General features: G+C 69.5%; 22 protein-coding genes. 12 read left to right on the top strand and 10 right to left on the bottom strand.

Features of this window, described 5'->3' with window-relative positions; translation table 11 throughout:
• Positions 1-67: 67 nt before the first annotated feature.
• Entirely contained in the window at positions 68-1,975 is a 1,908-nt protein-coding gene (gene typA / locus EDF46_RS10390) for a translational GTPase TypA (protein WP_123506205.1), read from the top strand.
• Between the two features lie 169 nt (positions 1,976-2,144).
• Here typA and EDF46_RS10385 read toward each other — a convergent pair whose 3' ends face one another.
• Positions 2,145-3,818, bottom strand: a complete 1,674-nt coding sequence (locus EDF46_RS10385) for an ABC transporter family substrate-binding protein (protein ID WP_123506204.1) — start codon at positions 3,816-3,818, stop codon at positions 2,145-2,147.
• A gap of 210 nt (positions 3,819-4,028) precedes the next feature.
• Between EDF46_RS10385 and EDF46_RS10380 the strand changes: the two genes are divergently transcribed.
• From EDF46_RS10380 to EDF46_RS10370, 3 genes are read left to right on the top strand one after another with little or no spacing between them, the layout of a single operon-like run.
• Positions 4,029-5,015, top strand: a complete 987-nt coding sequence (locus tag EDF46_RS10380) for an ABC transporter permease (RefSeq protein ID WP_123506203.1) — start codon at positions 4,029-4,031, stop codon at positions 5,013-5,015.
• A 10-nt stretch (positions 5,016-5,025) separates the two neighbouring features.
• Entirely contained in the window at positions 5,026-6,075 is a 1,050-nt protein-coding gene (locus tag EDF46_RS10375) for an ABC transporter permease (protein WP_123506202.1), read from the top strand.
• Positions 6,072-8,195 (top strand): ABC transporter ATP-binding protein, encoded by a 2,124-nt coding sequence (locus EDF46_RS10370; protein WP_123506201.1) that lies wholly within the window; start codon positions 6,072-6,074, stop codon positions 8,193-8,195. Before EDF46_RS10375 ends, EDF46_RS10370 begins: the two co-directional genes overlap by 4 nt.
• A 26-nt stretch (positions 8,196-8,221) precedes the next feature.
• Here the strand turns inward: EDF46_RS10370 and efeB are convergent, their stop codons facing one another.
• From efeB to efeU, 3 genes are read right to left on the bottom strand one after another with little or no spacing between them, the layout of a single operon-like run.
• Positions 8,222-9,535: an iron uptake transporter deferrochelatase/peroxidase subunit gene (gene efeB, locus EDF46_RS10365; protein ID WP_123506200.1), complete on the bottom strand. Its 1,314-nt coding sequence runs from the start codon at positions 9,533-9,535 to the stop codon at positions 8,222-8,224.
• A gap of 7 nt (positions 9,536-9,542) precedes the next feature.
• Entirely contained in the window at positions 9,543-10,739 is a 1,197-nt protein-coding gene (efeO, locus tag EDF46_RS10360; protein ID WP_123506199.1) for an iron uptake system protein EfeO, read from the bottom strand.
• Positions 10,736-11,605, bottom strand: coding sequence for an iron uptake transporter permease EfeU (gene efeU, locus EDF46_RS10355; protein ID WP_123506198.1), 870 nt, complete (start codon positions 11,603-11,605; stop codon positions 10,736-10,738). The genes efeO and efeU overlap by 4 nt, the downstream gene beginning before the upstream one ends.
• Before the next feature lie 138 nt (positions 11,606-11,743).
• Between efeU and EDF46_RS10350 the strand changes: the two genes are divergently transcribed.
• The 4 genes from EDF46_RS10350 to EDF46_RS10335 are packed head-to-tail and all read left to right on the top strand — an operon-like array spanning position 11,744 to position 15,848.
• On the top strand, positions 11,744-13,045 hold the full coding sequence (locus tag EDF46_RS10350) for a PIG-L family deacetylase (protein WP_158614213.1): 1,302 nt from the start codon (positions 11,744-11,746) through the stop codon (positions 13,043-13,045).
• Positions 13,042-13,368 (top strand): ferredoxin, encoded by a 327-nt coding sequence (fdxA, locus tag EDF46_RS10345; protein ID WP_123506196.1) that lies wholly within the window; start codon positions 13,042-13,044, stop codon positions 13,366-13,368. Before EDF46_RS10350 ends, fdxA begins: the two co-directional genes overlap by 4 nt.
• A 10-nt stretch (positions 13,369-13,378) precedes the next feature.
• Complete coding sequence (gene dapC / locus EDF46_RS10340) at positions 13,379-14,509, top strand: succinyldiaminopimelate transaminase (protein WP_304999888.1); 1,131 nt, start codon at positions 13,379-13,381, stop codon at positions 14,507-14,509.
• 40 nt (positions 14,510-14,549) lie between these two features.
• Positions 14,550-15,848, top strand: a complete 1,299-nt coding sequence (locus tag EDF46_RS10335; protein ID WP_123506195.1) for a citrate synthase — start codon at positions 14,550-14,552, stop codon at positions 15,846-15,848.
• 21 nt (positions 15,849-15,869) lie between these two features.
• Here the strand turns inward: EDF46_RS10335 and dapD are convergent, their stop codons facing one another.
• Positions 15,870-16,838, bottom strand: a complete 969-nt coding sequence (dapD, locus tag EDF46_RS10330) for a 2,3,4,5-tetrahydropyridine-2,6-dicarboxylate N-succinyltransferase (protein WP_123506194.1) — start codon at positions 16,836-16,838, stop codon at positions 15,870-15,872.
• Between the two features lie 90 nt (positions 16,839-16,928).
• Here dapD and dapE point away from each other — a divergent pair, with 90 nt between their 5' ends.
• From dapE to EDF46_RS10315, 3 genes are all read left to right on the top strand, one after another.
• Entirely contained in the window at positions 16,929-18,002 is a 1,074-nt protein-coding gene (gene dapE, locus EDF46_RS10325) for a succinyl-diaminopimelate desuccinylase (RefSeq protein WP_123506193.1), read from the top strand.
• Entirely contained in the window at positions 17,987-19,240 is a 1,254-nt protein-coding gene (locus EDF46_RS10320) for a hypothetical protein (protein WP_233579990.1), read from the top strand. Before dapE ends, EDF46_RS10320 begins: the two co-directional genes overlap by 16 nt.
• Positions 19,241-19,335: 95 nt before the next feature.
• Entirely contained in the window at positions 19,336-19,512 is a 177-nt protein-coding gene (locus tag EDF46_RS10315) for a DUF3117 domain-containing protein (protein ID WP_084816223.1), read from the top strand.
• Between the two features lie 107 nt (positions 19,513-19,619).
• Here EDF46_RS10315 and EDF46_RS10310 read toward each other — a convergent pair whose 3' ends face one another.
• A complete protein-coding gene (locus tag EDF46_RS10310; protein ID WP_123506192.1) occupies positions 19,620-20,246 on the bottom strand; it encodes an O-methyltransferase in 627 nt (208 codons plus the stop codon).
• A 63-nt stretch (positions 20,247-20,309) separates the two neighbouring features.
• Between EDF46_RS10310 and EDF46_RS10305 the strand changes: the two genes are divergently transcribed.
• Positions 20,310-20,696 (top strand): Sec-independent protein translocase TatB, encoded by a 387-nt coding sequence (locus EDF46_RS10305; protein WP_123506191.1) that lies wholly within the window; start codon positions 20,310-20,312, stop codon positions 20,694-20,696.
• Between the two features lie 102 nt (positions 20,697-20,798).
• Here the strand turns inward: EDF46_RS10305 and EDF46_RS10300 are convergent, their stop codons facing one another.
• From EDF46_RS10300 to EDF46_RS10285, 4 genes are all read right to left on the bottom strand, one after another.
• The gene (locus tag EDF46_RS10300) at positions 20,799-21,716 is read right to left on the bottom strand and encodes a LysR family transcriptional regulator (protein ID WP_123506190.1); all 918 of its coding nucleotides are present in this window, start codon (positions 21,714-21,716) and stop codon (positions 20,799-20,801) included.
• Between the two features lie 361 nt (positions 21,717-22,077).
• The gene (locus tag EDF46_RS10295) at positions 22,078-23,223 is read right to left on the bottom strand and encodes an Mrp/NBP35 family ATP-binding protein (RefSeq protein WP_123506189.1); all 1,146 of its coding nucleotides are present in this window, start codon (positions 23,221-23,223) and stop codon (positions 22,078-22,080) included.
• Positions 23,216-23,743 carry a DUF1003 domain-containing protein gene (locus EDF46_RS10290; RefSeq protein ID WP_123506188.1) on the bottom strand — a complete coding sequence of 176 codons (528 nt, stop codon included), beginning with the start codon at positions 23,741-23,743 and terminating at the stop codon, positions 23,216-23,218. Before EDF46_RS10290 ends, EDF46_RS10295 begins: the two co-directional genes overlap by 8 nt.
• Positions 23,730-25,049, bottom strand: a complete 1,320-nt coding sequence (locus EDF46_RS10285) for a magnesium transporter MgtE N-terminal domain-containing protein (RefSeq protein WP_123506187.1) — start codon at positions 25,047-25,049, stop codon at positions 23,730-23,732. The genes EDF46_RS10290 and EDF46_RS10285 overlap by 14 nt, the downstream gene beginning before the upstream one ends.
• Positions 25,050-25,063 lie beyond the last annotated feature (14 nt).

Raw genomic sequence — 25,063 nt, 5'->3', positions numbered from 1 at the left:
TGAGGTCGGGGCCATGATCGCCCCTCTCGACTTTCTCCCAAATCCCTCTTCCAAAGGACGTACAACTATGGCGACTGCCATCCGCAGTGACCTGCGCAACGTGGCAATCGTTGCCCACGTCGACCACGGCAAGACCACTCTCGTCGACGCGATGCTCAAGCAGACGAACTCGTTCGACGCGCACTTCGACACCGAAGACCGAATGATGGACGGCAACGAGCTCGAGCGCGAGAAGGGCATCACGATCCTCGCCAAGAACACCTCGGTGCTCTACAACGGCAAGCACGCGACCGACGGTGCCATCACGATCAACGTGATCGACACACCGGGCCACGCCGACTTCGGCGGCGAGGTCGAGCGCGGCCTCTCCATGGTCGACGGCGTCGTGCTGCTGGTCGACGCGTCCGAGGGCCCGCTGCCCCAGACGCGCTTCGTGCTCCGCAAGGCCCTGGCCGCGAAGCTTCCCGTGATCCTCCTGGTCAACAAGACCGACCGCCCCGACGCGCGCATCGACGACGTCGTCGCCGAGTCGCAGGACCTCCTGCTCGGTCTCGCCTCCGACCTGGCGGAAGAAGTCGAAGACCTCGACCTCGACGCGATCCTCGACGTTCCCGTCGTCTACGCCTCCGGTCGCGCCGGTGCCGCGTCGACGAACAAGCCCGAGAACGGCTCGCTGCCCGACAACGACGACCTCGAGCCGCTCTTCGAGGCGATCCTCCAGCACGTCCCGGCTCCGACCTACGACGACGAGCACCCCCTTCAGGCGCACGTCACCAACCTCGACGCGTCGCCGTTCCTCGGCCGCCTCGCCCTCCTGCGCGTCTTCCACGGCACGCTGAAGAAGGGGCAGACGGTCGCCTGGGTGAAGTCCGACGGCACCGTCCAGAACGCCCGCATCACCGAGCTGCTCATCACCAAGGCCCTCTCGCGCTACCCCGCCGAGAGCGCGGGCCCCGGTGACATCGTCGCCGTCGCCGGGTTCGACACCATCACGATCGGCGAGACCCTCTCCGACCCCGACGACGTGCGCCCGCTGCCGACCATCACGGTCGACGACCCGGCCATCTCGATGACCATCGGCACGAACACCTCGCCCATCATCGGCAAGGTCAAGGGCCACAAGCTCACCGCCCGCATGGTCAAGGACCGCCTCGACCGCGAGCTCGTGGGCAACGTCTCGCTCAAGGTCGTCGACATCGGACGCCCCGACGCGTGGGAGGTCCAGGGCCGCGGCGAGCTCGCGCTGGCCATCCTCGTCGAGCAGATGCGCCGCGAGGGCTTCGAGCTCACTGTCGGCAAGCCGCAGGTCGTGACGCGTCGCGTCGACGGCAAGCTGCAGGAGCCGTTCGAGCACATGACCATCGACGTCCCCGACGAGTACCTGGGCGCGATCACGCAGCTCATGGCGTCACGCAAGGGCCGCATGGAGAACATGGCGAACCACGGCTCGGGCTGGGTCCGCATGGAGTTCATCATCCCGGCGCGCGGCCTCATCGGCTTCCGCACGCAGTTCCTCACCGACACGCGCGGCACCGGCATCGCCAACGGCATCTCGCACGGCTACGACGCCTGGGCCGGCGAGATCCAGACCCGCACGAACGGCTCGATCATCGCCGACCGCTCGGGAGTCGTCACCCCCTTCGCGATCATCAACCTGCAGGAGCGCATGTCGTTCTTCGTGCAGCCGACTGAAGAGGTCTACGAGGGCATGGTCGTGGGCGAGAACTCGCGCGCCGACGACATGGACGTCAACATCACCAAAGAGAAGAAGCTGACCAACATGCGTCAGTCGACCGCCGACAACTTCGAGTCGATGACGCCCTCCAAGGTGCTCTCGCTCGAGGAGGCGCTCGAGTTCGCCGGTGACGACGAATGCGTCGAGGTCACCCCCGACGCGATCCGCATCCGCAAGGTCGAGCTCGACGCGTCCGCGCGCCAGCGTTCGACCGCTCGCCTCAAGAAGCAGAACGCCTAGGCGCACCCCGCCGGCGCAACGCGACGCCCCGCAGTTCCTGCGCAGATCTTCTGACGCAGGAACGGCGGGGCGTTCGTCGTACGCGGCGTCTGTGGCGCGGCACCCGCACGCGAAACGCCCCCGCCTCAGGAAGAGAGCGGGGGCGTTCCGGCTCGTGCCGGCCGGTCGGCTACTTCTCGAAGCCGATCTTGGTCCAGTCGAGGTCGGTCGCACCGGGGCGGGCGCCGTAGTTGGCGAGCTTCGGGCTGGACGCGATCACGCGAGGCTGCTGCGTGATGGGGAGCGAGTGGCCCTCTTCCCAGATCAGCTTGTCGGCGTCGTTGTAGTCCTGGTTCGACTTCGTCGTGTCGGGCTCGGTGATGGCCGAGGCGAGCAGCTTGTCGACGGCCGAGTCGCTGACGCGGCCGTAGTTCTGTCCCTGCTTGGCGGAGGTGTAGATGCTGACGCCGGCGGCGTGGTAGCCGGTGCCGCCCCACGAGAACATCGTCAGGTCGTACTTGCCGGGCGTGATGTAGTCGGAGAAGAACGTGTCGACGGGAACCGTGTTGATCGTCAGCTTGATGCCCACGTCGGCGAGCTCGCTCTGCACGATCTGCGCGATCTGCGACGACGTTGGGACGCCGGCGGGGATGGTGACGGCCATGGTCAGCTGCTTGCCGCCCTTCTCGCGGACGGACCCGGAGCCGGTCTTCCACCCGTCGGCGTCGAGGATCTTCTTCGCCGAGTCGGGGTCGGACTTCCCGTAGTCGCCCGCCTCGTCTTTGTAGCCCGCGTCGGTCGACAGGAAGATGTGGTTGTTCAGCAGAGACACCTTGTAGGGCAGCGTGCCGTAGATGACGCCGGCGATAGCCTCGCGGTTGATGGTGCTCTGCACGGCGAGTCGGAGCTGCTTGTCTTTCAGGATGCCCGACGACGACATGTCGATGTGGAAGAAGTTGGCACTGGGAGCGGCGCGGAGCACGCTGTTCTTGGCCTTCTTCACGCGGTCGTAGCGGTCGGAGGTGGCGGCCGAGACGACGTCGATCTCGTTGTTCAGGTAGGCGTCGATGTCGGCGTCGCTGTCGAGGGCACGGAAGGTGACTGAGTCGAGCTTCGGCTTGTCACCCCACCAGCTGTCGTCGCGCACGACAGTGACCGTCTGGGCGGTCTTGTCGATCTTGCTGAGCTTGAACGGCCCGCTGGTGACGGGGATCTTGTTCAGGTAGCCCGTGTTGAAGCCGTCAGCCGTGCTGATGACGCTGGCGGGGTAGAGGTAGTTGAACATCGACTTCCAGTCCGCGAAGGGAGTGGAGTACGTGACGATAGCCTGCTTGGCGCTGGTGCCCTGCGTGACCGACTTCATCTGGTTGTAGCCGGTGGGGTCGGCGATCTGGTACTTGGAGTCCTTGCCGTTCAGGGCCTTCCAGTTGGCCTCGAAGTCCTTCCAGGTGATCGGCGTGCCGTCGCTCCACTGCGCCTTGTCGTTGATGTTGTACGTGATCGTCAGCGGGTCGTCCTTGACGTCGACGCTCGAGACGAGGTCGGTGTCGAGGGTCGGCTCGCCCTTGGCGTTGATCGTGTACGGCGACAGCATCATGGTCTTCATGACGTCGAAGGCGTCCTGCAGGGTGCCGTCGACCTCGCCGTAGTTCCAGTTCGCCGGGAACGACGAGAGCGGCACGCGGAGGGTTCCGCCGTCTTTCAGTGCCGATGCGGGCTGGATGTTCTGGTCACCCGAGGACGACAGGGTCTGCTTGCCGTCCGAGGTGCTCTTCGTATCGCCGCCACCCCCGCTGCACCCGGTCAGAACCAGGGCGACCGCGACGGCCCCGGCGGCGAAAACGGCAGATTTCTTCAGTTTCATGGCGCTCCAAGAGTGATCTAATTGCTGATCAGCGGTTGGTTTTCGCCGTCATTCCGAGTGTCTGCCCCCGGCGGCGAAACCGCGTTGTGAATCGGCAATGACTATGACCCTACCGATCCTGAGAATTTCTGCACTCACAGCACGATCTTTTAACGTGTCGGAAACTTGCCGTGCGCGATCGGCTCGGGGGTGCGTCTAGTGTGAGTCACCATGATCCGCTACCTCTCGCGGCGTCTGGTCTATTACGTGATTCTCGCGTTCATCGCCACATCGCTGACGTACTTCCTGGCTTCGGCCACGTTCGACCCCCGGGCCCAGTACTCCCAGCGAAACCCGGCACCGCCCGTGTCGGTCGTCGACGCCAAGCTCGATCACATCGGAGTGAACGACAAGACGCCGATCCTCGTCCGCTACGGGCACTGGGTCGGCGACCTCGCGCACGGCGACCTCGGCCAGACCATCCGGGACACCTCGGTCAACCAGGAGTTCTGGCCGCGTCTGGGCGTCAGCCTCCGGCTGCTGCTCGCGGGCTCGATCGTCGGCATCCTGCTCGGCGTGCTGGTCGGCGTCTGGAACGCGGTGCGGCAGTACAAGCTCTCCGACCGCGTGACGGCGGTGCTGTCGTTCATCCTGATCTCGACACCGGTCTTCTTGACGGCGGTGTTCCTCAAGATCGGAGCGACCCAGCTCAACTCGACCCTCGGCTTCCAGCTCATCAGCTTCACCGGCGAGGCGACGCCGAACCTCCAGGGCGGGCTCGCCGCCATCGCGGGGGACCGCTTCGTGCACCTGCTGCTGCCGACCATCTCGATCGCCCTCGGCTCGATCGCGATCTACAGCCGGTACCAGCGGGCGACCATGCTCGACGTGCTGCAGGCCGACTACATCCGCACGGCGCGGGCGAAGGGTCTCCGCCAACGGCCGGCGATCCTCAAGCACGGCCTCCGGACCGCTCTGATCCCGATGACGACGCTCTTCGCCTACGGCTTCCTCGGCGTCCTCACCGGTGCGACGTTCACCGAGAAGATCTTCGGCTGGAACGGTCTCGGCGCCTGGTTCATCGACTCCGTCAACGCGAACGACGTCAACTCGGTCGTGGCCTACACGCTGTTCAGCGCTTTCGTGGTGCTGTTCGCCGGCTTCCTGTCGGACGTCCTGAACGCCATCCTCGACCCGCGCGTGCGCACCCAGAGCTGAGGCACACACCATGACTCGATTCAGTCCCGACCTCCTGCAGGGGTCGAACGACGAGACGCTGCCCGAGACGCCCGAGGAGGAGGTCGCCGCGTCGCCCAACCGCGCCGTGCTCACCATCCGCCGCCTCTTCGCGAACCGCGGGGCAGGCGTGGGCCTCGTCGTGCTCATCCTTCTGTTCGTCTTCGCGTTCATCGGCCCGCTGGTGACGCCGTGGAGCTTCTCGCACATCGACTACCTGAACCTCTCGAAGCCGCCGAGCGGCACGCACTGGTTCGGCACCAACACGATCGGCCAGGACGTCTTCGCGCAGACCGCGCGAGGCATGCAGAAGTCGCTCCTGATCGGACTCTTCGTGGCCCTGTTCTCGACGGTGATCGCCGGCCTGCTCGGCTCGATGGCCGGCTACTTCGGCGGATGGACCGACCGGATCATCATGTTCGTCGTCGACCTCATGCTGGTGCTGCCGTCGTTCCTGATCGTCGCGATCCTGTCGCCCCGCTTCCGGCAGTTCGGCTGGGTCGCCCTGATCGTCCTGCTCGCCGTCTTCGGCTGGATGATCACGGCGCGCGTGGTGCGCTCGATGACGCTGAGCGTGAAGGAGCGCGAGTTCGTGCGTGCCGCTCGCTACATGGGCATCGGGCACTTCCGCATCATCCTGCGACACATCCTCCCGAACGTGGCGTCGTTCCTCGTGGTCGACGCGTCGATCGCGATCGGCTCGGCGGTGCTGACCGAGGCCGGCCTGTCGTACTTCGGCTTCGGCGTGCAGTCGCCCGACGTGTCGCTCGGAACGCTGATCGCCAACAACCAGGACGCCGCCCTGACCAAGCCGTGGCTGTTCTACTTCTCGGCCGGCGCCCTGGTCGTCTTCGCCCTCGCCAGCAACCTGCTCGGCGACGGCCTCCGGGACGCCCTCGACCCGACCTCCACCGCGGGCCGCAAGGGCCGTCGACGTCGTCGCACCGGCGTCGACTCGAAGCCCGCCGGCCGCGTGACCGCGATGACCGCGACCGACACTCCCACCCCCGAGAAGATCCGCAAGGCGGGACGAGACCGATGACCCTCACCGATTCCAGCACCAGCCGCGCCGCCGGCGGCGATGTCCCCCTCCTCGAGGTCAGCGGCCTGACGGTCGGATTTCCGACGCCCGACGGCGTCGTCGAAGCCGTGCGCGGCATCGACTTCACGCTCCGCCGCGGCGAGGTCCTCGGCATCGTCGGCGAGTCCGGCTCCGGCAAGTCGGTGACGAGCACCGCCATCCTCGGCCTGCTGCCGCCGACGGCCCGCATCGGCGGCTCGATCCGCCTCGACGGCACCGAGCTCGTCGGCGCCGACGACCGCTCGATGTCGGCGATCCGCGGCAAGCGAATCTCGATGGTGTTCCAGGACCCGCTGTCGGCGTTCACGCCGGTCTACACGGTCGGCCAGCAGATCGCGGAGACGGTGCGGATCCACCGGGGCTCCTCGAAGGAGGAGGCCCGCGCCCGCGCCATCGAGCTGCTCGAGATCGTCGGAATCCCCGATGCGCCCCGACGCGTGGACTCGTTCCCGCACGAGTTCTCGGGCGGCATGCGGCAGCGTGCCATGATCGCGATGGCCATCGCCAACGACCCCGACGTGATCCTGGCCGACGAGCCCACGACGGCTCTCGACGTGACCATCCAGGCGCAGGTCATCGCGGTGCTGCGGAAGGCGCAGCAGGAGGCGGGCGCGGCTCTCGTCTTCGTGAGCCACGACCTCGGCGTCATCGCCGGGTTCGCCGACCGCATCGCCGTCATGTACGCCGGTCGGATCGTCGAGACGGCCACCGCCGAGGACCTTTTCACGAAGCCTCGGATGCCTTACACCGTGGGGCTCATCGGGGCGCTCCCGCGTCTGGATCAGCGCTCCGGCCAGCCGCTCGTGCCGATCCCCGGAACACCGCCGTCGCTGCTGAACCTGCCGACCGGCTGCCCGTTCGCGGCGCGCTGCCCGCTCGTCACCGACGAGTGCCGGTCGTCCGAGCCGCCGCTGGCCCAGGCCGAGGGCGTGCTCGGCGGCCACCTGGCCGCGTGCCACCACTCCGACGAGCTCGCGCGCACCGGCGCCGACCCCGACGAGGTGTTCGACCTCCCCGAGCTCGAGGCGGGTGCGCTCGACGGCGTGCCGCGCGACGAGCGCGAGACGGTGCTTCACGTCGACGGCCTGGTCAAGACGTTCCCGCTCCGCCGCGGCGCCGTGTTCAAGCGCACGGTCGGCCAGGTCTGGGCGGTCGACGGGGTCGACCTCGACATCAGGGAGGGCGAGACGCTCGGCCTCGTCGGCGAGTCGGGTTCGGGCAAGAGCACGACGCTGCACGAGATCATGGACCTCCGCCGCCCCGAGCAGGGCTCCATCCAGGTGCTCGGCACCGACCTGGGGGCAGGGCAGCTCGACGGGGCCACCGTCCGCCGGCTGCGGTCGACCGTCAGCATGGTGTTCCAGGACCCGATGGCCAGCCTCGATCCTCGGCAGCCGGTGAGCGACATCATCGCGGAGCCGCTGCTCGCGGCGGGGACGCCGGCGGGTGATGTCGCACGTCGAGTTCCTGCGCTCATGAAGATGGTGGGCCTCGACTCGTCAGCGGCCAGCCGGTTCCCGCACGAGTTCTCGGGCGGTCAGCGTCAGCGCATCTCGATCGCGCGGGCCCTCGCCGCGTCGCCGCGCCTCGTCGTGCTCGACGAGCCGGTCTCGGCGCTCGACGTGTCGATCCAGGCCGGCGTGCTGAACCTCCTCCGCGAGCTCAAGGCGAAGCTCGGTCTCTCGTACCTGTTCGTCTCGCACGACCTCAGCGTGATCCGGCACGTCGCCGATCGGGTGTCGGTGATGTACCTCGGCCGCACGGTCGAGACCGGCGCCGTCGACGAGGTCTTCGAGCACCCGCTGCACCCGTACACGCAGGCGCTCCTGTCGGCGGTACCGGTGCCCGACCCGGCGCGGGAGCGCGCCCGCGAGCACATCCTGCTGCCGGGCGACCCGCCGAACCCCACCGAGAAGCAGGTCGGCTGCCGGTTCCGCGGCCGGTGCCCGGTGTTCGCGATGCTGGGCGCCGCCGAGAAGGAGCGCTGCGCGACCGAGGTGCCGCTGGCGCTGCCGCACGGCCGTGACGGCCAGGACCACACGGCCGCCTGCCACTTCCCGCAGGAGAAGCAGCTGGTCTAGACGACGAGCGAGCCGTCGGCGGGACGCTACGCGAAGAGCGTCTCGCCGACGTAGCCTCCGGCCGAAGCGCCGGGCGGCACCGCGAAGATGCCGCTCGACACGTGCTGCACGTACTCGTTCATGGCGTCGTTCGCCGCCAGGGCGCTCTGGATGCGCACGAACTGGTTCTCGGGGTCTCTCTGGAAGCAGATGAAGAACAGCCCGGCGTTCAGGCGCCCCAGATCGTCGTTGCCATCGACGAAGTTGTAGCCCCGGCGCAGGATCTGCGCACCGCCGTTGTGCTTCGGGTGCGCGAGCGAGGCATGGGCGTCGGCGGCCACCAGCGGCGCGCCGTGCTGCTTCTTCGAGAAGTCGAACGCGGTGAACTCGGTGCCTCCCGAGAGCGGTGCCCCCTCGCCCTTGTCGCGGCCGATGACCGTCTGCTGCTCCTTGAGCGACTGGTGATCCCAGGTCTCGATCTGCATGCGGATCTTGCGCGACACGAGGTAGGTGCCGTTCGCCATCCAGTCGGCCCCGTCGGCGGCGGACGCCCAGACGTCCTGCTTCACGAGCGAGGTGTCCTCCGCCTTGAGGTTGGCGGTGCCGTCCTTGAAGCCGAACAGGTTGCGCGGCGTGGTCTGGCCGCGCGTGGTCGACGAGGTACGGCCGAAGCCGAGCTGCGACCAGCGGAGCGACGCGCGGCCGAAGGCGATGCGCGACAGGTTGCGGATGGCGTGCACGGCCACCTGCGGGTCGTCGCTGCAGGCCTGGATGCAGAGGTCGCCGTTCGAGGCATCCGCCCGGATGTTGTCGCCCGCGAACTCCGGCAGGTCGATCAGGCGCGCGGGCTTCTTCGACGCCAGGCCGAAGCGGTCGTCGAAGAGCGACGGTCCGAAGCCGATGGTGATGGTGAGGCCGGCGGCGGGAAGGCCGAGCGCCTCGCCGGTGTCGTCCGGGGGAGCGTAGAGCGAGCCGCCGACGGCACCCGACTTCGAGACCTGCTCGCCCTGGGTCATCCGACCGGCGGCGTACGACCAGTCTTTGAGGAGGTCGACGAGCTCGGCGCGCGTCATCCCCGACGTGACGTCGAAGGCGGCGAAGTGGAGGCGATCCTGCGCTGCCGTGATGATCCCCGACTGGTGGGTCGCATAGAACGGGTACGTCTCGGCGGCGCCCGAGGTGCCGGTCGCGCCGCTCGTCACGGCGGTCTCGATGCCGAGAGCGGCACCGGCGCCGACGACTCCGGCTCCGAGGCCGACGCCCGCGAGGCCGAGCAGGCCTCGGCGGGACAGCCCGCGGGAACGGGCCACGCCCGAGTCGTCGATCGACTCGGGCGGGGCCGCGTGCTGGTCTTCCGTCACAGGTGGATCATCCCAGGAGCGCTGCCGTGAGCTGGCTGAGGGGCTCGCTCAGGGCGTTGACGCCGTCAGAGAGAGCCTTCTTGTCGGCGGTCGTGAGCGTCGTGTACGACGGGTAGCCCTTGTCCAGCGAGCCGTACTTCGCGAGAAGCTCGTCGAGCGAGGTGAACTCGGCGTCGAGCTCGGTGGCGAGCGCCTTGTCTTTCGTGAGGAGGATGGAGCGCACGCCCTCGTAGGCGACCTGGGCGCCCTCGAGGTTGGCCTGGAAGTCGTACAGGTCGGTGTGCGACCAGGTCTCCTCCTCGCCGGTGATCTTCGAGGTGGCGACCTCGTCGAGCAGGCCGACAGCGCCGTTGCCGATGGTGTCGAGCCCGACGGTGAAGTCAGACGCATTGACCTCGTCGTACAGCTGCTTCGTGTTCTTCGTCAGCTGCGCGCCCATCGTCTTCTTCTCGGCGGCGGTCAGTGCCGGGTAGGACGTCGACGAGCCGGGGACGGCCGCGGAGGGAGCCCACAGGTCCTTCTCGATGCGGTGCCAGCCCGTCCAGGTCTCGCCCTTCTCCAGGTCGGCCGCGCGGTTGTCGAGCTCGGGGTCGAGGTCGCCGAACGACTCGGCGACGGGCTCGATGCGCTCGTAGTGGGCGCGGACGGTCGGGTAGAGCTCCTTGGCCTTCGTGTCGTCGCCCGAGAGGTAGGCGTCGAGGAACTCCTGCGTGCCGGTGACGAGCTGGCCGGTCTGGTCCTTGACGTAGCCGACGTACGCCGCGTCGGCCGCGTCGATCTGCTGCTTCTCGGTGCCGGTGGCCTTGACCGTCTTGCCGGAGTCGGTGACGGTGAACTTCGCGCGGACGCCCTCGCCGACCAGGCCGGGGATGCAGGCGGTGTAGTAGTCGCCCGCGGCGAGCTGCGTGGTCAGCGTCCCCGACGTTCCGGGGCCGATGTTCTCCTTCTCGGAGACGATGCGGAGGCCGTCGGAGGCCAGGACCTCGAACTCGCTGTTGTCGGAGCCCTTGTTGGCCATCGTGAACGTCACGGTGCCGCTGGGGGCCGTGGTGGACGAGAGCTCGCAGGTGGTGTCCTTGCCGGTGACGGCGATCGTGCCGGCGGCGGAGGACGAGCCGCCGCCCGGGTTGTTCTCGACGCAGCCGGTGAGGGCGAGGGCGGCGATGGCGACTCCGGCTGCGATACCGAGGGGACGGAGGGTCATTCGGGGGCTCCTGTGGTGAGGACGGGCTCGGGGGTCGAGCGCTGCGCGATGGGATCCGCCGGTGAGCGGCGGCGGGTGGCACGGAAGAAGAGGGGCAGGACGATCGCGAGGTACACGACCCAGACGGCGGACTGCAGCCAGGTCGGTCGCGGCGTGAAGTTGACGAGGCCCTGCAGGAGGGTGCCGTACCAGCTGGTCGGGGGGATCGCCGCCGAGATGTCGAAGGCGTAGTGCCCGACACCGGGGATCACGCCGGCCTCCTGGAGGTCGCCGATGCCGTAGAGAAGGACGCCGGCGGCGACGATCACCAGGAAGAAGCCGGTGATGGTGAAGAAGCGCGCGAGGTTCAGGTGCACGAAGCCGCGGTAGATGCCGATCTCGATGACGACGGCGCTGACGATGCCGAGCAGCGCGCCGATCGCGGGGAGGGCGGTGCCGCCCGCTGTCGAGACGGTGGCCCAGACGAACAGCGCGGTCTCGATGCCCTCGCGGCCGACCGACAGGAAGGCCAGGCCGACGATCGCCCACGCGCCGCCGGCCAGGGCCTTGGCGAGGCTCGACTGGAGGTCGTGCTTCATGTGGTTGGCGGTCTTGGCCATCCAGAACGTCATCGTGGTGACGAAGCCCACGGCGACGATCGAGAGCCCGCCGCCGATGATCTCCTGCGCCTGGAACGACAGGCCATACTTGCCGAAGGTCAGCAGGGCGCCGAGGCCGAGCGAGAGCACGGTGGCGAGCCCGACGCCGACCCAGATGCGGGGCAGGACGTCTCGGCGCGAGACCTTGACCAGGTAGGCGATGAGGATGCCCACGACGATGGAGGCCTCGAGGCCTTCACGGAGGCCGATGAGGTAGTTGGCGAGCACGGGTGAGCCTTTGGCATTTCGGCGGCCGGAGCCGGTTCGGCGGGGACAGTGGCCCGAGCCGGGTAGGGGAGCCTAATCAAGGTAAGCCTTGCCTAACCAGAGATGACGATAACGGGCGCTCGCCTATCCTGTCCAGTGATGAGCCTCACCGATCCCACCCCCCAGAACCCCGTTGTCTCGATGTCGAACGACATCGAGCGCGTGCTCGTCGTGCACGCCCACCCCGACGACGAGACGATCGCGACCGGAGCGCTGCTGGCGACCCTGGTCGACGACGGCGCGCGCGTGACCGTCGTCACGTGCACTCGGGGCGAGCTGGGCGAGGTGCTCGACATCCCGATCCCGGCGCAGGAACTCGCCGCCCTCCGTGCCGATCCAGCCGCACTCGCAGTGCACCGCCAGGGCGAGCTCGCCGCCGCCATGCGGGAGCTCGGCGTCTCCGACCACCGCTTCCTCGGCGCCGAGGCCGCCCGCACGCCGGGCCTCCCGGTGCGCGCATACCGCGACTCGGGCATGGAGTGGGGGGCCGACGGCATGCCGATCCCCGTCATCGACGTGCACCCGGCCGCGTTCTGCTCGGCGCCCTTCGGCGAGATCGTCTCCGACCTGGCGGCCGTCATCGCCGACGTGCACCCGACTGCGATCGTGAGCTATGACGCCGACGGCGGCTACGGCCACCCCGACCACGTGCGCACGCACCGCGCTGTCCTGCGGGCCGCCCGGCTCGCCGGTGTCCCGTTCTACGCGATCACCGGCGGTACCGCGCACCCCGGGGCCGAGCTGGTCGCGGCGGGCGGCGACCTGGTCGTCGACGGCACTCCGGTGCTCGACCGCAAGGTCGCGGCGCTGGGGGAGTACCGCTCGCAGGTGACCCTGGTGTCGACGCCCGGCGGCCCGGCGCTCGAGTTCCCGCACGGGGCGATCGAACCGGTGACGGTGGTCGAGACCTTCCGCCACGTGCCCGACCAGGCCGACGAGCCGCCGGCATTCCCCGGCCTCGGCGGCCCGGACGAGCTCGGACCGCTCGGCAAGGGAGTGACGCTCGCCGCCTCGCTCGTCGTCGGCGCGCTGTTCGGCGCCATCGGCACGGTGGCCCACCAGGAGGCGCAGGGAGCCTTGCCCTACGGCGTCATCATCGCGCTCGCCATGGTGGCCGCCCTGCTCGTCGGCTTCCGCCTGCAGTTCTCGTCGCGTCTCGCCGGCGTGCTGGCCGCGGTCGGGATCGTCGGCATCATCGGGCTGCTGTCGCTGCCGCAGTCGAGCGGAACCGTGCTGATCCCGGGCAACGCGCTCGGCTACACCTGGCTGTTCGGGCCGACCCTCATCGCCCTCGTCGTGCTGGCGTGGCCCAGGTTCCCCGCCCGCCAGGGCGATAGGATTGCCGGATCGCCGCAGCGCCCTCAGGCGCAGCCCGACGCGAAGGAACAGACAAGCCCGTGACGTATGTGATCGCCCTCCCCTGTGTCGATGTCAAAGACCGCGCCTGCATCGACGAATGCCCGGTCGACTGCATCTACGAGGGTGAACGCTCGCTGTACATCCACCCTGACGAGTGCGTCGACTGCGGTGCGTGCGAGCCGGTCTGCCCCGTCGAGGCGATCTACTACGAAGACGACCTCCCCGACAAGTGGTCCGACTACTACAAGGCCAACGTCGAGTTCTTCGACGAGGTGGGCTCGCCCGGCGGTGCGGCCAAGGTCGGCGTGATCGCGCACGACCACCCCGTCATCGCCGCGCTGCCCCCGCAGTCCGCCGAGCACTGATCTCCGCCTCGTGCCTCTGAACGCCGTGCCGCTGAAGCTCGTGCCCCTCACTCTCCCCGACTTCCCGTGGGACTCCCTGGCCGACGCCACGGCGACAGCCCGGGCGCACGCCGACGGCATTGTCGACCTGTCCGTGGGCTCGCCCGTCGACCCCACGCCCGCTCTCGTGCGCGACGCCCTCCGCGAGGCGACCGACGCCCACTCGTATCCGCAGGTCGCGGGCACGCCGGCTCTCCGGGCCGCGATCATCGAGTGGTACGAGCGCCGACGCGGCGTCAGCGGGCTCGGCGACGCGAACGTGCTGCCGACGATCGGCTCGAAGGAGCTCATCGCAGGCATGGCGCTCTGGCTCGGCCTCGGCCCGGGCGACACGGTCGTCTACCCGCGCAACGCCTACCCGACCTACGAGCTCGGCGCCGCCCTCGTCGGCGCGAGCGCGCTCGCCTCCGACGACCCGGCCGAATGGCCCGAGTCGACGAGGCTCGTCTGGCTGAACAGCCCGGGCAACCCCGACGGCCGCGTGCTCTCGATCGACCGGATGCGCGCCGCTGTGACCCGGGCGCGCGAGCTCGGAGCCGTCATCGCGGGTGATGAGTGCTACGCCGAGCTGGGCTGGACGCCGGAGTTCGAGACGGACGCGACCCCGTGCATCCTGGACCCCCGTGTCATCGGCGACAGCCGTCGCAACGTCATCTCGGTGTACTCGCTGTCGAAGCAGTCGAACCTCGCCGGCTACCGCGCGGGCTTCATCGCCGGCTGCGGAGAGATCGTCGGCCGGCTGCTCGGCGTCCGCAAGCACGCGGGCCTCATGCCGCCGGCACCGGTGCAGCAGGCGATGATCGCCGCCCTCGCCGACGAGGAGCACGTGCGCGCCCAGAAGCAGCTCTACCGCGGCCGTCGCGACCGCCTGTCGGCCGCGCTCGTCGCCGCCGGCTTCCGCATCGACCACAGCGAGGCGGGCCTGTACCTCTGGGCCACGCGCGACGAAGACGCCTGGGCGACCGTCGCGTGGCTCGCCGAGCGCGGCATCCTCGTGGCGCCGGGCACCTTCTACGGCACTGACGGCGCCCGTCACGTGCGGGTCGCGCTCACGACGACCGACGAGCGGATCGACGCAGCGGTCGAGCGCCTCTCCGCCTGAGGCGTGTCGTTCCGGCCTGCGCGCCTATTAGGCTGGACAGGTGACTGACACTGCCAATGACGCTCAGAAGGCCACGCTCTCTTTCCCGGGGGGATCAGCCGAGTTCCCGATCATCCCCGCGACCGCCGGGGCTTCGAGCGTCGACATCTCGACGTTCATGAAGCAGACCGGCTTCTCGACGCTCGACTCGGGCTTCGTCAACACGGCGGCCACCAAGAGCGCCATCACCTACATCGACGGCGATAAGGGCATCCTGCGCTACCGCGGCTACCCCATCGAGCAGGTCGCCGCGAACTCGACCTTCCTCGAGACGGCCTGGCTGCTGATCTACGGCGAGCTCCCTACGGCCGACGAGCTCGCCCGGTTCGACGCCCGGATCCGCCGCCACACGCTCCTCCACGAAGACCTGCGCCGCTTCTTCGACGCGCTCCCCGCGTCGGCGCACCCGATGTCGGTGCTCTCGTCGGCCGTCGGCGCCCTGTCGACGTTCTACGAGGACGACACCAACGTCCACGACCCGGAGCAGGTCGAGGTGCAGATGATCCGCCTGCTCGCCAAGCTCCCGGTGATCGCGGCCTACGCGCACAAGAAGAGCCTCGGCCAGGCGTTCCTCTACCCCGACAACAGCCTCTCGTTCGTCGACAACTTCCTGCGCCTCAACTTCGGCACCATGGCCGAGCCGTACGTCGTGAACCCCGTGCTGTCGAAGGCGCTCGAACGCCTGCTCATCCTGCACGAGGACCACGAGCAGAACGCCTCCACCTCGACCGTCCGGCTGGTCGGGTCGACCGAGGCCAACATCTACTCCTCGATCTCGGCCGGCATCTCCGCCCTCTACGGCCCGCTCCACGGCGGCGCGAACGAGGCGGTGCTCACGATGCTCGCCGAGATCCGCGACTCCGGCCAGGGCGTCGCCCGGTTCGTCGAGCGCGTGAAGAACAAGGAGGAGGGCGTCAAGCTCATGGGCTTCGGCCACCGGGTCTACAAGAACTACGATCCGCGCGCGAAGCTCGTGAAGGAGAGCGCCGACGAGGTGCTTGCCGCCCTGGGCGTGAAAGACGAGCTGCTCGACATCGCCCTCGAGCTCGAGCAGGTGGCCCTGTCGGACGAGTACTTCATCTCGCGCCGCCTCTACCCGAACGTCGACTTCTACACCGGCATCATCTACAAGGCGATGGGATTCCCGCCTCGCATGTTCACCGTGCTCTTCGCCATCGGGCGTCTGCCCGGGTGGATCGCGCACTGGCGCGAGATGAACCTCGACGCGTCGACGAAGATCGGCCGCCCGCAGCAGCTGTACACGGGCTCGCCGGCGCGCGACTGGCCCGAGGGCCGCTAGCGCGGCCTCGCTCCCGCGCCGTCAGGCGTGCAGCGCCTCGTTGAGCGCGACGCCTGTGCCCTTGCGGGTCAGTACCTCGACGGCACCCGTGAGCGAGTTGCGGCGGAACAGCAGCCCCGGCCTGCCCGACAGCTCGACGGCTTTGACGGTCTGCGCCTTGCCGTTGCTGTCCGACGCCGAGCCCACGACGACGACCTTGGTGCCGGCGGTCACGTAGAGGCCGGCCTCGACGACGGTGTCGTCGCCGATCGAGATGCCGATGCCCGAGTTCGCGCCGAGCAGCGCGCGGTCGCCGATCGAGACGCGCTGGGTGCCGCCGCCCGAGAGCGTGCCCATGATCGACGCCCCGCCGCCGATGTCGGAGCCGTGGCCGACGACGACGCCCTGCGAGACGCGCCCCTCGACCATGGACTCGCCGAGCGTGCCGGCGTTGAAGTTGACGAAGCCCTCGTGCATGACCGTGGTGCCGGGCGCGAGGTGCGCGCCGAGGCGGACGCGCGAGGCGTCGGCGATCCGCACGCGCTCGGGCGTCACGTAGTCGAGCAGGCGCGGGAACTTGTCGATGCCGCTGGTGACGATGCCGGCGCGCTGGAGCGTCATCCGCAGGCGGCTGAAGTCGTCGGGGTGCACCGGCCCCGCGTTGGTCCAGGCGACGATCGGCAGGTGCCCGAAGATGCCGTCGAGGTTGATGGTGTTCGGCTTGACGAGCAGGTGGCTCAGCAGGTGCAGGCGGAGGTACGCATCCGGGGTCGAGGTGGGAGCGGCATCGAGGTCGATGCGGACGGTGAGCGGTTCGAGACGGACGGCCCGGCGCTCGTCGCGGCCGGCGAGCTCCTCGACCCAGGCGGGGGCGAGCTCGGGGTCGCGCTCGGCGGGGAAAGCACCCAGGGTGGGCTCGGCGAACCAGGTGTCGAGCACGGTGCCGTTGTCGGCGACGGTGGCGAGGCCGTAGCCCCAGGCGCGGGTGGCGGCGGTGTCGTCAGGACTCATGGCAACGACTGTACCGGTGGAGGCAGGCTCTTCAGGTTCGTTGTCGGACCCCGCAGGTTCGATGCGGGGAGCCCCGGATAGGCTGTGCCCATGGCAGCTCTCGACCTCTCCGTCTCGTCGACCGACCTCACGCGCCAGCTGTGCGACGTCCCCTCCGAGTCGGGCGACGAGAGGCGCGTCGCCGACGACATCTGGGACGTCCTGTCGGGGGTCGCGCACCTCGAGCTGTTCCGGGACGGCGATGCGATCGTGGCCAAGACGAACCTCGGTCGCGAGAAGCGCGTCGTGATCGCCGGGCACATCGACACGGTTCCCATCAACGACAACGTCCCGACCCGCTACGAGACGATCGACGGCGTCGACTACCTCTGGGGCCGCGGCACGGTCGACATGAAGGCCGGCTGCGCCGTCGCGCTCACGCTGGCCGTCGAGCTGTCCGAGCCCGCCGTCGACGTGACCTGGGTCTGGTACGACCACGAAGAGGTCTCCGACGCCCTCAACGGCCTCGGGCGCCTCACGCGCGAGTTCCCCGACATGCTGCTCGGCGACTTCGCCATCCTGATGGAGCCCTCGAACTCCAGCGTCGAAGGCGGCTGCAACGGCAACCTCCGGGCCGAGATCCGCACCTTCGGCCTCCGGTCGCACAGCGCCCGCTCCTGGATCGGCGATAACGCTATTCACAAGGCCGCCCCCATCCTCGACAGACTGGCCGCGTACGAGCCCCGCCAGGTCGAGGTCGACGGCCTCGTCTACCGCGAGGGCCTGAACGCCGTGGGCATCTCCGGCGGCATCGCCGGCAACGTGATCCCCGACGAGTGCATGGTCCACATCAACTACCGCTTCGCCCCGAGCCGCTCGGCCGACGAGGCCGTCGCGCACATCCACGAGGTCTTCGGCGAGTACGACGTCACGATCGTCGACCTCGCCCAGGGTGCCCGGCCCGGTCTCGACGCGCCCCTCGCGCAGGAGTTCCTGGCCGCCGTCGGCGGCGAGGCCAAGCCGAAGTACGGCTGGACCGACGTCGCGCGCTTCGCCGGCCTCGGCATCCCGGCCGTCAACTACGGCCCCGGCGACCCGATGAAGGCGCACGCCGACGACGAGCGCGTCGCAGTGGAGCAGATCGTCGAGTGCGAGCGCGGGCTGCGGGCGTGGCTGACGGCCTGATCACCGGACGGCCGGAGGTGGCCGACGAGGTCGAGGCGCCCGAGCGGCCGATGCGCGAGAAGGCGGGCGAGTTCCTGCGCGCGCTGCCGTGGTGGGTCCGCGTGCTGGCGATCTTCGCGGCCTCGCGGCTGGTCAGCACGGCGCTGCTGCTGGGGTTCGCACGGGTTCAGGCCAACAACGCGTGGACCCTGGCGCACCCCGTCTACGCCGACTACGCCAAGATCTGGGACGGCCAGTGGTACTACATCGTCTCGCAGGTGGGGTATCCGACGACTCTTCCGCTGACCGACGCCGGCCAGGTCGCGCAGAACGCCTGGGCCTTCCTGCCGGTGTTCCCGATGCTGATCAAGGGGCTGATGGTGCTCACGGGCGCCGCGTTCGCGCCGACGGCAGTCGTCGTCTCGGTCGCGGCGGCGGCGGTCACGTGCGTGGTGTTCTTCCGGATCCTGCGCCGGTTTCTGCCGGCGTCGACCTCGTACTTCGCCGTGCTGCTGTTCTGCGTCGCTCCGCTGTCGCCGTTGCTCCAGGTCGCCTATGCCGAGTCGCTCTTCCTGCTGCTGATCGCAGTGGCCCTCTGGCTGCTTCTCGAGAGGCAGTACTGGCTGATGCTGGCCGTGCTGGCCGTCGCGTCGTTCACCCGGCCGGGCGTCGTCGCCTTCGCGCTGGCGCTGGCGCTGCACTGGGGGCACCGGTGGCTGGTGCGCGAGCGCGAGCCGTTCCCGCCCGCGGAGCGCCTGAAGGTGGGCATCGTCGCCGTGGCGACGGGCCTGCTGGGCTTCGCCTGGCCGGTCGTCGCAGCGCTCGCCACAGGACGCCTCGACGCGTACACGGCCACCGAGCTCTCGTGGCGGGCCGACTACGTCGGGTACGGGCACCTGCTGCCGTTCACGCCGTGGGTGCAGGGTGCGAACTGGTGGGTGCCGGGCGGCGCGGGCATCGTCTTCCTCGTGGTGGCCGTGGCGTTGTTCGTGCTGCTGATGCTGTCGCCGTGGGTGCGCCGGCTGCCGCTCGACCTGCGCTTCTGGATCGTCGCCTACGTGGTCTACCTGCTCGCCGTCTTCTTTCCGCAGTCGTCGACCTTCCGCGTGCTGATGCCGATCTTCCCGCTGCTCGGAGCCCTCGCGATCCCGCGCTCGCGCGTCTACCGGGTGCTGATCGTGGCCGGCGGCATCGTCGGCCAGTTCGCGTGGCTGTACATCTGCTGGTGGGTGAACGGCTACGACTGGACCCCGCCGTGAGCGGGCGGTTCCGCCGAGATCACCCCCTTCGTTTAGGGATAGTCAGCTAAATCATCGATAATGGTACGAAGCATTCCGCGAAAGGGGACTATCTGATGGCAGCCATGAAGCCGAGAACCGGCGACGGACCAATGGAGGCTGTCAAGGAGGGTCGGCTCATCATCGTGCGGGTTCCGCTCGAGGGTGGTGGGCGACTTGTGGTCTCGGTCAACGACGACGAGGCCAAAGAACTGCACGACGCCCTCGCCGGCGTCGTGAAGGCCGCCTCCTAGGCATCCCACCGACGCCCCGTCTCTCACCCTCGCGGGTGGGCGGCGGGGCGTCGCTCGTTGAGGCGACGTGAGAATCGGGCGCAGGAACTGCCCGACCATCGCCCGGCTCAGCGCTTGACGAGCTGCAGCAGGCCGTCGCCCGCGGTCGCCAGGGCGCTGAACACGGCAGGCGACGTCGACACCTCCGTGAGGAGGGTCCGGAAGCCCGTCGTGGTGGCCTCGCGCGCCGCCGGGTTCGCGACGCGGCCGTTCCACAGGGCGTGCGCGACGAGCACGACGCCGCCGGTCCGGGCCAGGCGGAGCCCGTGCTCGACGTACTCGATGACGCCGTCGGGGTCGGCATCGATCAGCACCACGTCGTAGGCGCTCTCGTTCATTCGCGGGAGCACCTCGGAGGCGCGGCCGGTGATCATGCGCACCCGGTTGGCCGGGATGCCGGCGAGCACGTAGCTCTCGCGGGCGGTCTGCTGGTGGTCGACCTCGATGTCGATCGAGGTGAGGGTCGCCCCGGGCGCGCCCTGCATCAGCCAGAGGCCCGAGACGCCGAGGCCGGTGCCGATCTCGATGATGCTCTTGGCCGACACGAGGGCGGTCGTGAGGGCGAGCTGAGCGCCGACTCCGGGGGAGACCGCGTCGACGCCGGCCTCCAGGGAGTGCTGCCGCGCGAGGCCGATCGCGTCGACCTCGGTGACCAGTTCTTCGGCGAACTTCCAGCTGGACTCTTTGTGTGGCACTCGTCACTCCTTGTCGCCCAAGTCTAGGGCGCGTTTTGAAGCGAAAGCGGTTACTCTCATCACGTGCCTGCCGGATTCGACAAACTGATAGTGATCGCGCTGATAGCGGTCCTGCTCCTCGGTCCGGCGCGCCTTCCGATCTACGCGTCGAAGCTGGCGCAGCTGGTCAAGACCGTCCGCGGCATGGCCGACACCGCCCGAGCCCGCATGCGCGAGGAGATGGGCGACGAGTTCGACGACGTCGACTGGCAGAAGCTCGATCCGCGCCAGTACGACCCGCGGCGGATCATCCGCGACGCTCTGCTCGAAGAGCCCACGACGGCCATCAGCACGCCGGCCTCGGCGGCTGCCGCGGTGAGCGCCGGGCTTCCGGCCTCGGCGCACGTCCGGTCGGCCATGGTGCCGCTCGCCGCGGGCGAGACGCCGCCGTACGACAACGAGGCGACGTAGGGCAGTTCCTGCGCTCTGGCTCGGCCGTCTGGCCGCTCGGCGAGATGCCCGGACCTGGGTGTTCTCGGCGGCGAGATGGCCTGATCTGGGGAAGTGGCGCGGTCAGATGGTGCCGTGCAGCGCCGCCACCCGCGTGGCCTCGGCTCGGAGGGCGTCGACGACGCGCCGGACCGACGGCCGCTCCGCCCGGTCGGGCCGCATGAGCACCGACAGATAGCGGACGGCGCGGATCCCCTCGAGCGGCGTGAGGACCATGTCGTCGCGCACGCCGGACGACGTGAAGCGGGGGAGCACGGCGATGCCGAGGCCGGCCCCGACGAGTGACTCGGTGATCCGGGTGTCGCTGAACCGCTGCGACACCCGGGGTGCGGAGCCGGTGACGCGCTCGATCTCTCGGTAGATCCAGTCGTAGGGGTAGCCGTCGGGCACGCCGACCCAGGTCTCGCCGACGAGGTCGGCGGGCGTGAGAGCCGGTCGGCCGGCGAGGCGGTGGTCGGCGGGCAGGGCGACGTCGAGAGGCTCCCGGAGCAGCGGGACGACCATGAGGTCGCGGCTCTTCCAGCTCCGGTCGCCGTCGGGGGAGTGGGCGATGACGACGTCGTGATCTCCGGTGAGGTCGGGGAACGCGGCCGTCGCGGGGTCGTGGTCGGTGGCCCGCACGACCAGGCCGGGGGTCTCGGAGACCGTGCGCAGCAGGCCCGGGAGCAGCATCTGGCCGGCCGTCGGGAACGTGGCCAGGGTCACCTCGCCCTGCGGCGCCACCACGAAGTCGTCCCACACCGCCTGTGCGCGTTCGAGGGCGACTGCGACGTCGGTCGCCGTCTGAGCGAGCACGCGCCCGGAGCCGGTCAGCACGATGCCGCGCCCCACGCGCTCGGTGAGGCGCGTGCCGGCCTCGCGCTCGAGCACCTTGAGCTGCTGCGAGACGGCCGACGGCGTGCGGTGCGTGGCCTTCGCGACGGCGGCGATGCTGCCCCGCTCGGCGAGCTCGCGAAGCAGTTCGAGGCGCTTGACATCCATGAAGTAAAACTACATTATCGGGCGAGAAAAGATCGATTGTTCTTTACTGTCGATGAATTCATACTCGTATTACACAGTTTGAATCAACCCCCAGGAGCACTCATGTTCATCGGTCTCGGCATCTTCATCGCCGCTGCCGTCGCTGCCGTCGCCGGCACCGTCGTCAGCACCGCCCGCGACGGCTACCACCGTCAGCCCACGCGCCTCTTCGACTGAGAGGTCGGCGCGCGCCAGGCCCGTCCGGGTCGGCGCACCAGCACGAGGCGACCCTCGCATCTGCGGGAGGTCGCCTTCGCTGTCTCCCGGCGTCTGTCGGGGCGCGTGGGCAAGTCGGCAGACCGATGGGGCGCAGGAACTCCGGCTAGCCGACGCTCAACCCGAGCTTGCGCCCGGCCAGGCCCCGCTCGCGCACGGCCAGGCGCGCCGCCAGCCGGTCGATGGCCTGCGCCGCGGGGTCGGCGGGCTCTCCGAGGACGACGGGCACGCCCTCGTCGCCGCCGGTGCGGAGCCCCACGCTGAGCGGCACGCTCGCGAGCAGCTCGACGGGGGCGTCCTGTCCCGCCGAGAGGCGACGGGCCGTCTCGGCGCCGCCTCCGGTGCCGAACAGCTCGAGAACGCTGCCATCGGGCTGGACGAGCCCTGCCATGTTCTCGACGACGCCGAGGATCTTCTGGCCGGTCTGGCGAGCGACGAGGCCCGAGCGCTCGGCCACGTCGGCGGCGGCCGGCTGCGGGGTCGTCACGACCAGCACCTCGGCGTTGGGGAGCAGCTGCCCGACCGAGATGGCGACGTCGCCGGTTCCCGGGGGCAGATCGAGCAGGAGCACGTCGAGGTCGCCGAAGTAGACGTCGGTCAGGAACTGCTGGATGGTCCGGTGCAGCATCGGCCCGCGCCACGCCACCGCCGTCGACGTGTCGTCGACGAACATCCCGATCGAGATCACCTTCACCCCGTGCGCGACCGGGGGCAGGATCATGTCGTCGACCTGCGTCGGCTTCACGCTGGCGCCAGAGGCATCGACGAGGCCGAGCAGGCCGGGGATCGAGAAGCCGTACACGTCGGCGTCGACGATGCCGACCGCGAGGCCGCGTGCGGCGAGGGCGACGGCGAGGTTCGCGGTGACGGTCGACTTGCCGACGCCGCCCTTGCCGCTGGTCACGGCGTAGACGCGGGTCAGCGAGTCGGGGCCGAACGGCATGACGCGGCCGGCGCGACCGCCCTTGAGCTTCGCGGTCAGCGCGGCCCGCTCGTCGCGGGTCATGACGGTGACCCGGACGTCGACCTCGCTGACGCCCTCGACCGATTCCGTCGCGGCGCGGACGTCGCGCTCGATGGTGTCGGCGGCGGGGCAGCCCACGATGGTGAGCTTGACGCCCACGGTGGCGGTGCCGTCGGCCGTGACCTCGACCTCGCCGACCATGTCGAGCTCGGTGATGGGCTTGCGGATCTCAGGGTCGATGACGCGGGCGAGCGCCGTGCGGATCCGCGTGGCGACCGCGTCAGGCACGGGCCGGGCTCTCGCCTCCGGGCTCGTCGCGGCGGTCGAGCTCTTCGAGGAGGGAGCGGAGCTCGTCGCGGATGAAGTCCTTGGAGGCCATGTCCTTCATCGCGAGGCGGAGCGCGACGACCTCGCGCGCGAGGTACTCGGTGTCGGCGAGGTTGCGTTCCGCCCGCTGGCGGTCCTGCTCGACCTGGACCCGGTCGCGGTCGTCCTGGCGGTTCTGCGCCAGCAGGATGAGGGGAGCGGCGTAGGAGGCCTGCAGCGAGAGAACGAGGGTGAGCGCCGTGTAGCCGTTGGCGGCGGAGTCGAAGCGCACGGAGAGCGGAGCCACCGTGTTGAAGGCGATCCAGACGAGGCAGAAGAGCGTCAGCGCGATCAGGAAGTACGGCGTCCCCATGCCGCGGGCGATCGCCTCGGTGGCTCGACCGAAGCTGTCGCGACTCTGGCGGCCACGGCCTGGAAGCACGCGGACGCGGAGGCCCTTGGGGGAGTCGAGACGGACGTCGCTGCGGCTATCGCGTGCCATTGGGCGTCCTCCTTCCGGTTGGGGTCACGGGTGCTCTTCTGAGGCGGGGCCGCGTTCGGCCCAGCGGTTGCTCGGGATCCTGGCTGCGCCAGTCGTCGGGCAGCACGTGGTCGAGGACGTCGTCGATTGTCACCACCCCGACCAATCGGTGGTTGTCGTCGACGACGGGGACGCTGACGAGGTTGTACCGCGCCATGACGCGCGTCACCTCGAGCGCGGAGGCCCCCACGTGGACCGGTTCGGTCTGGGCGTCGAGAAGCGTGCCCAGACGCTCGTTCGGCGGATACCGGAGCATCCGCTGGAAGTGCACCATGCCCAGGAACCGGCCGGTGGGCGGCTCGTAGGGCGGCAGGACGACGCACACGGCCGCACCGAGCGCGGGAGCGATCTCATGCCGTCGGATCATCGCGAGCCCCTCGGCCACGGTGGCGTCGCCCGACACGATCACCGGCTCGGTGGTCATCAGACCGCCGGCGGTGTCGGAGTCGTAGCTGAGCAGCATGCGGACGTCTTCGGCCTCGTCGGGCTCCATGAGGCCGAGGAGCGCCTCGCCGCGCTCGTCGGAGAGCTGGGCGATCAGGTCGGCGGCGTCGTCGGGCTGCATCTGGTCGAGCACGTCGGCCGCGCGGCTGTCGTCGAGCCGGTTGAGGATCGACACCTGCTCGTCTTCGGGCATCTCCTCGAGCACGTCGGCGAGCCGGTCGTCCGAGAGCTCCTCGGCCACCTCGAAGCGGCGCTCCTCGGAGAGGTCGAGCAGCGTGTTCGCGAGGTCGGCCGGCAGGAGATCGGAGTAGGCCGCGATCACGTGCTCGGCGCTCTGCGCCTCGCCGTCGGCGGTCTCTTCGGTGACATCGCTCCAGGCCGCGAACATCGTCGGACCCTTGCCGAACGGCGACGGGCTGGTCTTGGGCTTGCGGACGAAGACCTGGCCGATCTCCCAGCCGCCGTCGGCGGTCTCGTCGATCGCGACGTCCTCGATGGTGGCGCGGGCGTTGTCGTGGCGCAGGCGGACTCGTCGGCCGAGGAGCTCGGCGATGACTCGCACCTCCCCGCCGCGCTGCTCGAAGCGGCGCAGGGTGATCGTGCCGGTCGTGATGATCTGGCCGGAGCCGATGCTGGTGACGCGCCCGATCGAGACGAAGACGCGGCGTTTGCCCGGGACCTCGACCACGAACCCCACGACTCGCGGAGACTCGTCGGCCCGGTACACCACGAGGACGTCGCGCACCTTGCCGACCCTGTCGCCCGCGGGGTCGAAAACGGAGCACCCGGCGAGCCGGGCGACGAAGACTCTCGTGGCGCTCACGGAACCAATTTAGC

This window comes from Frondihabitans sp. PhB188 (assembly GCF_003752365.1).
Taxonomy (GTDB): Bacteria; Actinomycetota; Actinomycetes; order Actinomycetales; family Microbacteriaceae; genus Frondihabitans.
The sequence above is the reverse complement of the archived record's forward strand: the minus strand, read 5'-3'. Positions and strand labels throughout refer to the sequence as shown.

What these genes read in the sequence shown, in the direction of transcription:
- EDF46_RS10300 (WP_123506190.1), bottom strand. Translation starts at nt 21,716, where the DNA reads ATGGATGTCAAGCGCCTCGAACTGCTTCGCGAGCTCGCCGAGCGGGGC.
- dapE (WP_123506193.1), top strand. Translation starts at nt 16,929, where the DNA reads ATGGCAGCTCTCGACCTCTCCGTCTCGTCGACCGACCTCACGCGCCAG.
- EDF46_RS10375 (WP_123506202.1), top strand. Translation starts at nt 5,026, where the DNA reads ATGACTCGATTCAGTCCCGACCTCCTGCAGGGGTCGAACGACGAGACG.
- EDF46_RS10290 (WP_123506188.1), bottom strand. Translation starts at nt 23,743, where the DNA reads ATGGCACGCGATAGCCGCAGCGACGTCCGTCTCGACTCCCCCAAGGGC.
- EDF46_RS10380 (WP_123506203.1), top strand. Translation starts at nt 4,029, where the DNA reads ATGATCCGCTACCTCTCGCGGCGTCTGGTCTATTACGTGATTCTCGCG.
- EDF46_RS10385 (WP_123506204.1), bottom strand. Translation starts at nt 3,818, where the DNA reads ATGAAACTGAAGAAATCTGCCGTTTTCGCCGCCGGGGCCGTCGCGGTC.
- typA (WP_123506205.1), top strand. Translation starts at nt 68, where the DNA reads ATGGCGACTGCCATCCGCAGTGACCTGCGCAACGTGGCAATCGTTGCC.
- EDF46_RS10315 (WP_084816223.1), top strand. Translation starts at nt 19,336, where the DNA reads ATGGCAGCCATGAAGCCGAGAACCGGCGACGGACCAATGGAGGCTGTC.
- EDF46_RS10370 (WP_123506201.1), top strand. Translation starts at nt 6,072, where the DNA reads ATGACCCTCACCGATTCCAGCACCAGCCGCGCCGCCGGCGGCGATGTC.
- EDF46_RS10350 (WP_158614213.1), top strand. Translation starts at nt 11,744, where the DNA reads ATGAGCCTCACCGATCCCACCCCCCAGAACCCCGTTGTCTCGATGTCG.
- efeO (WP_123506199.1), bottom strand. Translation starts at nt 10,739, where the DNA reads ATGACCCTCCGTCCCCTCGGTATCGCAGCCGGAGTCGCCATCGCCGCC.
- dapD (WP_123506194.1), bottom strand. Translation starts at nt 16,838, where the DNA reads ATGAGTCCTGACGACACCGCCGCCACCCGCGCCTGGGGCTACGGCCTC.